Source organism: Zunongwangia pacifica (genome assembly GCF_023499215.1).
Lineage (GTDB): Bacteria > Bacteroidota > Bacteroidia > Flavobacteriales > Flavobacteriaceae > Zunongwangia > Zunongwangia pacifica.
The window spans coordinates 94,675-104,405 of the sequence record NZ_JAKHSK010000016.1 but is presented as its reverse complement, the minus strand read 5'-3'; the positions used below and the strand labels follow the sequence as shown (position 1 = coordinate 104,405).

General features: G+C 38.9%; 10 protein-coding genes. 3 read left to right on the top strand and 7 right to left on the bottom strand.

Annotated elements, in window-relative coordinates; translation table 11 throughout:
- The 7 genes from L1967_RS12500 to L1967_RS12470 all read right to left on the bottom strand — a co-directional run.
- Positions 1–1,600: Eco57I restriction-modification methylase domain-containing protein (locus tag L1967_RS12500; protein WP_249601899.1), on the bottom strand; the 1,600-nt coding region annotated here is incomplete at its 3' end.
- 87 nt (positions 1,601–1,687) lie between these two features.
- Complete coding sequence (locus L1967_RS12495) at positions 1,688–2,116, bottom strand: hypothetical protein (RefSeq protein WP_249601898.1); 429 nt, start codon at positions 2,114–2,116, stop codon at positions 1,688–1,690.
- A gap of 12 nt (positions 2,117–2,128) precedes the next feature.
- The gene (locus L1967_RS12490) at positions 2,129–2,467 is read right to left on the bottom strand and encodes a DUF4134 domain-containing protein (RefSeq protein ID WP_084839765.1); all 339 of its coding nucleotides are present in this window, start codon (positions 2,465–2,467) and stop codon (positions 2,129–2,131) included.
- A gap of 131 nt (positions 2,468–2,598) precedes the next feature.
- Positions 2,599–3,072, bottom strand: coding sequence for a hypothetical protein (locus tag L1967_RS12485; RefSeq protein WP_249601897.1), 474 nt, complete (start codon positions 3,070–3,072; stop codon positions 2,599–2,601).
- Positions 3,073–3,311: 239 nt separating this feature from the next.
- Complete coding sequence (locus tag L1967_RS12480; RefSeq protein WP_249601896.1) at positions 3,312–3,842, bottom strand: hypothetical protein; 531 nt, start codon at positions 3,840–3,842, stop codon at positions 3,312–3,314.
- 12 nt (positions 3,843–3,854) lie between these two features.
- Complete coding sequence (locus tag L1967_RS12475; protein ID WP_249601895.1) at positions 3,855–5,072, bottom strand: hypothetical protein; 1,218 nt, start codon at positions 5,070–5,072, stop codon at positions 3,855–3,857.
- 198 nt (positions 5,073–5,270) lie between these two features.
- Positions 5,271–7,685: a bifunctional aminotransferase class I/II-fold pyridoxal phosphate-dependent enzyme/GNAT family N-acetyltransferase gene (locus tag L1967_RS12470; RefSeq protein WP_249601894.1), complete on the bottom strand. Its 2,415-nt coding sequence runs from the start codon at positions 7,683–7,685 to the stop codon at positions 5,271–5,273.
- Positions 7,686–7,908: 223 nt separating this feature from the next.
- Here L1967_RS12470 and L1967_RS12465 point away from each other — a divergent pair, with 223 nt between their 5' ends.
- The 3 genes from L1967_RS12465 (at position 7,909) to L1967_RS12455 (ending at position 9,730) form a co-directional block, all read left to right on the top strand.
- Positions 7,909–8,280 carry a DUF7793 family protein gene (locus tag L1967_RS12465; RefSeq protein ID WP_148211755.1) on the top strand — a complete coding sequence of 124 codons (372 nt, stop codon included), beginning with the start codon at positions 7,909–7,911 and terminating at the stop codon, positions 8,278–8,280.
- A gap of 21 nt (positions 8,281–8,301) precedes the next feature.
- Positions 8,302–9,225, top strand: a complete 924-nt coding sequence (locus L1967_RS12460) for a helix-turn-helix transcriptional regulator (RefSeq protein WP_249601892.1) — start codon at positions 8,302–8,304, stop codon at positions 9,223–9,225.
- A gap of 214 nt (positions 9,226–9,439) precedes the next feature.
- Positions 9,440–9,730, top strand: coding sequence for a DUF6520 family protein (locus tag L1967_RS12455; RefSeq protein ID WP_249601891.1), 291 nt, complete (start codon positions 9,440–9,442; stop codon positions 9,728–9,730).
- Position 9,731 lies beyond the last annotated feature (1 nt).

Genomic DNA, 9,731 nt, shown 5'->3' with positions numbered 1-9,731 from the left:
TTCCTTCTAAGGTTTGGTCGCCCTCATAGGTAAATGCATGGGCAAACCCTTGTAACTCCCCGGACAGGTTTTGCAGTTCATGCCTTAATAAGCGTGCATCCATCCAGTTGGCAGAGAAATGGTCGATCTCCTTGACGTTGGAATACAGTTTATACAGGTAGCGATTGGATTTTTGTTGTTTGGCTGCCAAGAGTACAATACTCTCGTGTATAGGATTATCAGTAGTACGAATGGTACTGATAAGCCGTGCACTTTCTTTTCTGACGACGGTGGCATCCAAAGGATTGATATAGGCTATGGCACGGTTAATCTGTTCTGCCGGAGCGGTATCAAAAAGCCCTAACTGTACCGAAACGGTTTCTGCTTTGTTTTCGGGCATCGGAAGATAGGTGAGCTTCCTGCCATCAACTTCCTGTTTTTCTTTTGGCAGGGATTGACTTTGGAAATAACGCTCCCGATTTAAACGGGTATTAAACCCTTCGGTAATCGTCTGTCCAAGTTTTTCACGAATGTCATTGAGGTCGCCTTGCTGCCATACGGTTTCGTGTGCCTGTCCGTATTGATTTTTACCCGGTTGGAGGGTATTTCCCGTAATGATATCCCGATGCTGTTGAATATAGCTATTGCTAGGGTAGGTTCCATATTCATTCTCTAAGGATACGGTAGTCACCAGTAAGGTTTCTTCTTCGGATAGGGTCTCTTTTGTTCCATTCTTTTGAACAATCAGCAGGTGGTTGGGAGCTTCGGTATTGCCGGTATCCTTCATCAGGTTGTCGGGCATAACGGACAGGCTTATAAAATCCGATTTACCGAATAGGTATTCCCTCGCTTTCTGATTGGATGGGCTATTTAGGAAAGCATCCGTGGTAATATAAGCCATGAGACCGCCATCAGCCAGTTTGTCCAAGCCTTTGGCAAAAAAGTAATTGTGTATTTTTCCCGAGAGTGCTTTATCGGGATACGCCTCATCGTATACTGAAAAATTACCGAACGGGATATTGCTGACGATAAGGTCATAGCTGGAATTTTCGGTTACCGGAGTTTCTTCAAAACCGGTGATATGGGTTTCTGCCGGAACAGGCAGTGTACCGCCTATAGCAGAGAGTACCAGTCCGGAAAGGGTATCTTTCTCTACGGCGGTAATCTGTTCCAATTCAGGAAAAGCCTTTACCGCTTCACTAATAAAAATACCGGAACCTGCCGAAGGTTCGTACAATCGTTTGGGTTGCAGATTTTGTGCTGCCATAACAGTGTATAAGGTTTCGGGAACTACCTGCGGGGTATAAAAGGCGGTCAGCACACTATTACGTAAAGAAGAAATAATTTCCCGATATTGAGTTTCGGTATAGTTTTCCTTTAGCAGGTCATGCAGCTCCATAATATCTGCATGGTGTTTCAGGTCTTCTTTGGTAGCCCCATTAGCTGACCATTCTTCCTGTGTACCATAAGGATATAGGATAGCCTTGATCCCTCCAAAACCTGAGAATTTTTTCAGGTTCGAGACTTCATCCGGGCCTAGTTCTTTACCGTTTTGATGGTTCAGGGCGATTCGGATTGCCCTAATATTATCTTGTAGTTTTTCTGAAATATTGTAAGCCATATCCACACATTTTTCATTCTCACCATTCCTTTATGGCTATAAAGCCGTCACCATATTTTGATGACCAGCTTTTTTTCTTCTCAGTAGTTAATTGAGATATTCATGTACCTGTCCGATGACAGTGTACCGTAGCTGCCTGTCCTCTTCATTTGTTGAATTAAATCCGTATCCGTCAAAAATGTCCTTGCAATAGGCAATCAGGTTGACGACTTCATAGGTGAGCGTCCCGCTTTCCCGTAACCGCTCATAGTCGGCAGTAAATTCTTCCTCAAGTATTGAAAGCAGGTAGTGGTAACGGGAAGGTTTAAGTTCTTCAGTCATCTGCTCCAGGCACAATTCTTCCACAACATAACCGGGTCGGTTTTCAGAAAGTAATTGTTCTGCCAAAGGCATAATGTCCTTTACTTTTGAATCCAGATAGTTGGTCACCGAATAGTCTTCCTGCAAATTGAACATCAATTCAGGATTGTTGTGGACGATAAACGCCCACAACTTTTCTTTTAATTGTATCTGCATACTTCAGGGATTTTAGATACCGAAGAACGACTGTATCACGGTAGCCACAACCACCAGGAAAATACAACTGCCAAACCAAGCGGCAGCCACTTTGCCGGTATCCTGATCACCATTGTTCCATTTTTGATACACCTTGACCGCTCCGATCAATCCTAGGATAGCTCCAACAGCATACATCAGATTGGTGCCTGCGGCAAAGTAGCTGCGTACTTTGGTATTTGCTTCGTTAATTCCCTCAATACCATCCTGAGCATAAGCACTGTATTGAATGGCCAGTAATGCCATAGCGGCACAAATGGTGATCACCTTTTTTCGGTTAAACTTTGTTGTTTTCTTGCTGCACATTTTCATCATTCATCATATTTAGGTTACACTTAAATTTTTTAAAAAAAGCGGAACGCTTTCGCTGTCACTTACCCATCTTTTTCAATCACTTTTGCCCTTCGGCTCGGGGTTGGGCAGGAAAAGACGTTCCGCCGGGATTATTGCCGTTCTTCACTCCACAATGCATCCACTTCTTCTTCATTGAAGGCCACAATCCCTTGTTTTTCACACTCGGATACAATCAGTTCATTTACTGAAGGGCGAAGCCCCGATGTTTTTACGGAGGGAAATTCTTTGAGGACAAGGCGTAGGTACTGCCTAAATTCTTCCTTGACAAGTTGTTTACCAAGCGCATCGGTAATGACCGTTTGGATCTTTTCGATCAGGTGTTCTACTTCGGCAAATTCGTCATCGGTCTCCTCATCGGTAGTTACCGAAGTATCTTTTGAAACTTCATTTTGCAAAGGTTCATTTTGCGGAAAACCAGATGGCTTTAAGATACGTTTTCGTTTGCCTGCTAACAGGGCTTTAAGGTCACTAGAAAAATACCGTACCCCAACAAACAAATAATAAATACCTAGTAGTATGGCGACCGCCAACAGGTAGTCTGTCCATGAAATTTGGCTAAACATAAGCTGTTTTTTATCGTTACTATTAAGCCCATCAATCTTGTGACGGGGTTTTTCTATTAATTTCGATAACAAAGAAACGCACGAATGCAAGCTGCTACAAGTCCAACTTTTTGTTGGAACCTTTTTGTAACCATTGGAACCTTAGCGAAATAGATGTCTTTCGGGAAGAGATTATTCAAAAAAAAAGAGAACCTTCTTAAAAAGTTCTCTTTTGTAACTATGATATGGAAAAATGATTTTTATGGCTTCATCAATTTCCACTTTCTGTCAATGAAAAGTAGTGTAGCGGAGCGGGTTATTGTTTTTGAAAGATCACGTTTCATCAAGGCCGAAAATGGAGTGATATTGGTACAGGTTACGGTATAAGTCACCGGGATAGTTGTTTTTCCATTGGATTCAGAACTATTTCCGAGTTTGATATCACTTATGGTTTCTTCTGCAATCTTTACTTTTTGAATGTCCAGCTTCCTTTCCTTTTCTGTAGGTTTGATCAGGTACCGCTGGGCTGCTTCGGTAAAAGAGATTAGTGGTGAACCGATATCTTTTAATTTTTGTGTTTTCTGAATGGTTACCATTCTTTTCTCATCAAGTTTTAAATCCAGCAACTTATTAGCATGAGCAGGATCGCTACAAAAGATTTCATAATCAATAGTACGTGGATAGTTCAGATCATCATTGATCATTTTTAAGACGGTCTCCTTATCAGGTTTTTGATTTGTTTGGCATCCAATAACAGGGATGATCATGAATATAAGAAATAGCTTTTTCATGGTATAGTGGTTTTAATATTCTTTGATTTTTTTAATAATCCGCTCTAATGTTTCAACGGCTATTTGTTTGTCACGTTCTTCTGCTACATAGGATTTGCTGCGCATGCCATCGTAGGACAGGTCTTCTTTATAAGGAGTTGATAAATTGGGTACTATAGTTTTAAATACCTGACTCATGGATTTTGCAACCAATATTCGTAATTCATCGGAAGCGCGAAGGATAAGTCCCATTTGATCGGTAGAAAGCATACAAAGAACTTTCTGCTTTTCCTTTGCGGTTGCTTGCTTGTCTATCGGGTTTTTCTTTTTGCTTTGTAGCGGAACAACTGATAGATGTAATTTCTTTTCCAGGTAAAGAATTTCCTGCGTAAACCAATTCCCTAAAACTGTTTCCAGATCATGGAATTTTGGATTAAGGATCATCTCCGGCTTACGATGTAATTGATTGAAGGCTTTGTAATAATAGAGTAGTGTATCCATCTTTTCAATGGTACTATCATGTCTGTTTATTTGTTTGGCGATATGATCCGTAAACAGGTTCATATAGGCCTTGCTGTTAAAGTTTAAATAGATTAGGAATTCATCCAAAGCGGAGTACGCTTCTACTTCTTCTTTATTAGATTCAAGTCCTCCAAGTCCTTGAACAAGTGTTTTTTTATAAAAAATATCACGAAACGTCACTTCATAATGAAGTTGTGTGCTATTTATAAAATGATATAATCTTTTAAGAATGATTTCAAATGCGGGATGTGTTTTAAGCTTCAGACTGGCATTTGATTTAAGCTTATCTAATTTTTTCTTTAGTTCTTTTTTGGTAACGGAGAGATACATCTCTGGAACCCTTTCGTCCAGGATAAGATTTGTAGAAAAGCGGGTTTCAATAAAAGATAGCAACTCATCTATGTTTGAGAGTAGTACTTTAAAGACTTTTTTTAAAATAAGCTTTCGAGAGGTGTCTTCTTTTTGATTTTCGAGTGTCTGATCAAGTAGGGCAATAAGTGATGAATGATACTGTTTGATCAATAAAGCAATTTCTTCCTCTTTCGTAGTGGAAAATACGTGGGTTTTAATAAGTTTTTGAAGACGTAGATTTTCTTCAGGAATACGATTAATAATATTATTAAATTGCTCATTAGTTATAGCCCTCACTTTTGTCTTGGTAGGATTGAGTGTGACTGTGATTAATAAATCAAGCCACTCTAGCGGATATGATTGGACTATATTTTTCATTGTTATTTTAGAATTTTTAAGAGCTGATTGCATAAAAAATTAATCGCTATTGAAAAATTTAGTTTTTACTTATAATGTTCGCTACATGTGAGCATAACTTCGGTATTTTTTGAAAACAAATAATGCCTTTGTTGTGCTATTTTCAATAGGGCTTTTTAACGGGTAAATATTTAAAAATATACTTCAAAGGGGGAGGTCTCAATTTTTTCTAAGCCAGTCCAGGGCTTCAAGACTAAAGTTATCATCTGCCTGAATATAGGCTACTTTTGGGATTAATTTTGCTCCTAATTTTCTTTTTTCGAAACTCGCGCTAAATCCTAAATCTACCTTGGTACAATTAAGCTCATTTGCTCTTTTAATGGTTTGATATAGTAGTTGTCGATAGGTATTAAATTTTTTGTTTTGATCATAATCCATGCCTACTAAGCTAGGAATATACGTATGTCCCGAATGGGTGCAAAACATCACACCAATAACGTTTGCCGAGGGCTCAAGGTTTGCATTCAATGTGAGGACTAAAAACTCCCAATTTTGATGTTTCCCCATTTCCACAAACAATTTTTTTGGAAACATAAAGGTGTTAATCCCTAAGTTATGGCGCCACACCTGTTGGAACAATCTATAGAATTGATCAATTTCAGAAGGGGATGGATCTTTTATTATCGATAGGGTAAAATAGTTTTCAAAAACTTTAATCTCTTTTCTAAAATGCTTTCTGGATCGTTTACTAAGTATATTCAAATACTGCTCTTCACTCTTCCAATGGATATTGGTAAGTTCACAAGCATCGGGTAAAGCTATGGCAATAAAACCCTGCTCATGGAGGAAAGTGTTCAAAGTATTTGTTTTTTCAAAATCCCTTAATATAATAAGTTGAGCACCAACTCTGGTTTTTATTTCCTCAAGTTTCTCGAGAAATAATCGTGTGGCTTGAAGATGCTTTGGATGAGCATCGTTTAAGAATAAATGAGCGCCCTCTGAAAAAACAGAACCTAGGGATAGTGCCACATCGGTCATATAATAGGGATCTTCTATCCGCAATTCTTCGATGGCTTTTGAGGTATTTACCTCTGAAAGCATGTCATTTTTTAAGAGTGCACTAGTAAGCGGGGCTGCCAAGATTATCTTGGCGTCTTGATCCTTTATCGTGATATAGTGAAATCCCCAGTTATGCTCCTGTAATTGATTGTTGGTAAAGACCTTTTCCAAAAATGCAAGACCGTCCCAGTCGAACGTACCTTTTCCGGAAAAACAGGTATCCCATTCCGTTTTGTTTATCTGTTGAATGCTTTCGGTATATTCCAGCTGTAATTCCTCAAACGGTGTAGCTAAAGTATGATGCTCTTTAGGTTGCGGCATTCCAAATGATTTGTGAATCTTGCTTAGGTCAGTATGGGTGTCTGTCATTGCTATGGGAAAATGATGGATCATCGCATCCACTAATACCTTGATATCCTTTAATTTGTTATGTCTGGAAATCGTTATCCTAACCCCGGTATTCTTAACGGGAACAGCCGGAAACAATCCAAGGTTTACAAAAAATCCGGCATCGATCATTTTCTTAACAAAATTATACCCGGTGGCAGGTCGTCCGGTGCCAATGTAAAATACCGGGGAGCTGTTTTTATGTACCAGCGGCAAATCTGTTAACGCCACTAAATGATTGAAGTAATTGATTTTTTGTTCCAATTCTGATTGTAACGCATAGATCTCGGGAGATAGATGAATATTGGCCGAAGCAGTTGCGGCAGCCACAGAGGCTGGTTCCAGCTGGGCAGAAAATGTAAGAGGCCCTCCAAAATTTTTAATCTTTTGATGTAATTTCTTATCAGGGCAAACTAGTACTGCGCCACTGGCTCCAAAAGTTTTACTCAGTGTACCAAACAGTAGTATATTTTGGGGAAGCTCTTTTAATACCGACATCACATATCCCGTACCGTATGGTCCTTTCCAGCTCATTCCGTGTACATCATCAATATAGAGATGTAACTGGGGATATTTTTTCGATAACTCCATCAAATCCTGTAAAGGGGAAAAATCCCCGTACATAGAATACACCCCATCTGCCATATACCAAATTTTCCTGGCTTTATTTTGTAATGCTTTGATAGCGTGTTCCAGCATATCCATATTGCTATGTCGGATCATTCGCACGGTTATTCCTTTTGACTTTAATACCTCGGTCGCACTTTGAACACTCCAGTGCACCTGGTGGTCCAGTATCACGGCATCGCCGTACCGAACAGCCGTCGGAATTACGGCTAAATGCCCCAGGGTACTATTTTTTGTGATAAGTATGGGGTGTCCATACATTTCGAAAATCTTTTCTTCTAGCGGCGCATAGAGCGGATGTGAAATATATGTTTTGGATAAGGGAAATTGTGTGCCATACTTTTCAATAGCCTCTTTCGCGGCATTTTTTAACCGTCTATCTTGTTCAAGACCCAGGTAACCTGTTGTTCCGAAATGATATGAAGGTTTTCCATTAATAGTTATATACCGTCCATTTAACGCATCGCCCGTTGCCTGTAAATGGATGACCCCGGCATTGGTGGCATTAGTGATGACTTCATCAACGGTATCCAGGAAATTATTGTGTTTAACCTTAGCCATAACTTTTTCATGTAAAAATTTTCTTTTTTAAGCTATGATAAATATTGATCATAATCCTGACCGTTATAATAAAAAGGCTTTTCGGAATAGTTATTCGGCTTTTCGTTCAAATACCATTAAAATCTATGAGAGTAGCTTTCTTTTACTTTATAATGCCTGGATACCGGGCTATTGAGACATATTGATTTTTTATTTATATTAGTGATATTCAAATTTTTACGGGATGATGGTGGATGGTACATACGCAAAAATGTGGATTTCCCATGGAATTTTCTATTTTATCTATAAAGAGATATATGAGATTGACGGGCCCATGGCTAAGACGATTGTAAGTGAACGCTTACAACTTCAAAACGAGAATTCCTATCCTATATTTTGCGATTTACGAGGCGTGACCACAGCACAAAAGCAAGCCAGGGATTATTTGGCCATTGAAGGTGGCAATTTGACTAAAGCCCTCGCCCTGCTGGTAGAAGATGAGCTTGCCATGAAGGTTGCCCGCCTATATGTAAAAGCAAGCGAACCGCCTTATCCTACCCAGATATTTACTGATAAGGACGAGGCGCTTTCGTTTCTACAGGACTATATAAAGTAACCCATACTAAAAACTATAATTATGAAAAAACAAATGAGTAAGGAGGATAAAATGAGATTCGATTCGTTATGCAATCAAATTATCGAGATTGCCTGTGGTAATTTTATGTTTCGACAAGATTCCCCTGGGCGTAGTGATCCTTTTGATACTATTTCATTATTATTGAACATGATGTCTGAGGAGATCGAGGATTCCTGTTTTAACCCCCAGCAGTTGATGGAACATCCCGAATTATATTTTGTGATTTTTTTGGATAAAGAGTATCACATTAGCGCATATACTCCCAACACCCCTCAAATACTGCAATGGGATAAAGAATACCGGGGCAGGCCGGTATCAGAAATTCTTTCAAATATTTCGGTTAAAATGTTAAAAGAGGAACTGCGTTTAAACCGAGATAAAAACTATCGGCGATTACTCTTTGTAGATTTTGTAATTAAAAATATTAAGTTCTATCGAGCTTTTTGTACTGTGCAGAAAATGATAGGCTCTGATGCCCATATTTCTTATGTAATGAATGTTTTTCGTTTCAAAAATAAAGAAAGGGAGGGTGGGAAAAGAAGGACTACTGCCAGATCCTCGAATTCAGAGAAAAAAGAAAGTACCGCAACAAAATCCCTGGTTAAGCAAGTGCGTTTATATATCCTTCGAAATCTTCATAAGGAGCTTCCTTCCCTTAAAGAATTGGGACTTATCCACCGTACTAATAAAACGAAGCTCAAAGAAGAATTTAAGAAGATGTATGGTATCACGATCCCGAGGTTTCATATGCAAAAGAGGCTGGAAAAAGGCGCCCTGTTAATCCGTACTACAGAAATACCGATTTCTATCATTAGCCAAAAATGCGGTTTTAAAGATCACTCTCATTTTTCCAGGAAGTTTAGGCTTCAATACGGGAAGACCCCTTCACAATACAGAATAGAAAATTCCTTCTCATCATCATAATAGAATAGCTTTTAGGCTTTAGCGACCATTTTATTTGAGGTTATTTGATGAAATTTACTATTGTAAATGATCGTAGCCTTTAATAGAAACTACTTTCTTTTTCCAGTGATGTACTGGAAATTTACACCCAAGAGAAATGACAAATCTTTTTGCGCAGAAAGTAGGAGAAGCCGAAAATCCTTCAAAGAGTAGGTATAGATTAAAACTTAAAACCATGAAAAAGTTAAAAGTAATTTTACCGATGTTGGTCTTCATTTTTGCCATAGGATTGACCTTTGCAAGCGTTAAATCCGAGACAAAACCTGATATTCAAAGTACTGACTTTATTTATCTGGGTAATAATAATTGGCAGGAGATCCCGGAGCAAGAATGTCAAGGAACCGAAGAGAACTGTCGAGTTCAGATTGGTGAAGGAGGGCCTGTTTTTAATGTTTATGATGAAATGGATCTAAATACTGAAAAACTTAGTCCGCCTGATCAAGATCCTACTGTGATTAATCTTTAAG

Excerpts from the sequence above, each read along its gene's own strand:
- L1967_RS12495 (WP_249601898.1), bottom strand. The coding sequence starts at position 2,116 with ATGCAGATACAATTAAAAGAAAAGTTGTGGGCGTTTATCGTCCACAAC.
- L1967_RS12490 (WP_084839765.1), bottom strand. The coding sequence starts at position 2,467 with ATGAAAATGTGCAGCAAGAAAACAACAAAGTTTAACCGAAAAAAGGTG.
- L1967_RS12485 (WP_249601897.1), bottom strand. The coding sequence starts at position 3,072 with ATGTTTAGCCAAATTTCATGGACAGACTACCTGTTGGCGGTCGCCATA.
- L1967_RS12480 (WP_249601896.1), bottom strand. The coding sequence starts at position 3,842 with ATGAAAAAGCTATTTCTTATATTCATGATCATCCCTGTTATTGGATGC.
- L1967_RS12475 (WP_249601895.1), bottom strand. The coding sequence starts at position 5,072 with ATGAAAAATATAGTCCAATCATATCCGCTAGAGTGGCTTGATTTATTA.
- L1967_RS12470 (WP_249601894.1), bottom strand. The coding sequence starts at position 7,685 with ATGGCTAAGGTTAAACACAATAATTTCCTGGATACCGTTGATGAAGTC.
- L1967_RS12465 (WP_148211755.1), top strand. The coding sequence starts at position 7,909 with ATGATGGTGGATGGTACATACGCAAAAATGTGGATTTCCCATGGAATT.
- L1967_RS12460 (WP_249601892.1), top strand. The coding sequence starts at position 8,302 with ATGAAAAAACAAATGAGTAAGGAGGATAAAATGAGATTCGATTCGTTA.
- L1967_RS12455 (WP_249601891.1), top strand. The coding sequence starts at position 9,440 with ATGAAAAAGTTAAAAGTAATTTTACCGATGTTGGTCTTCATTTTTGCC.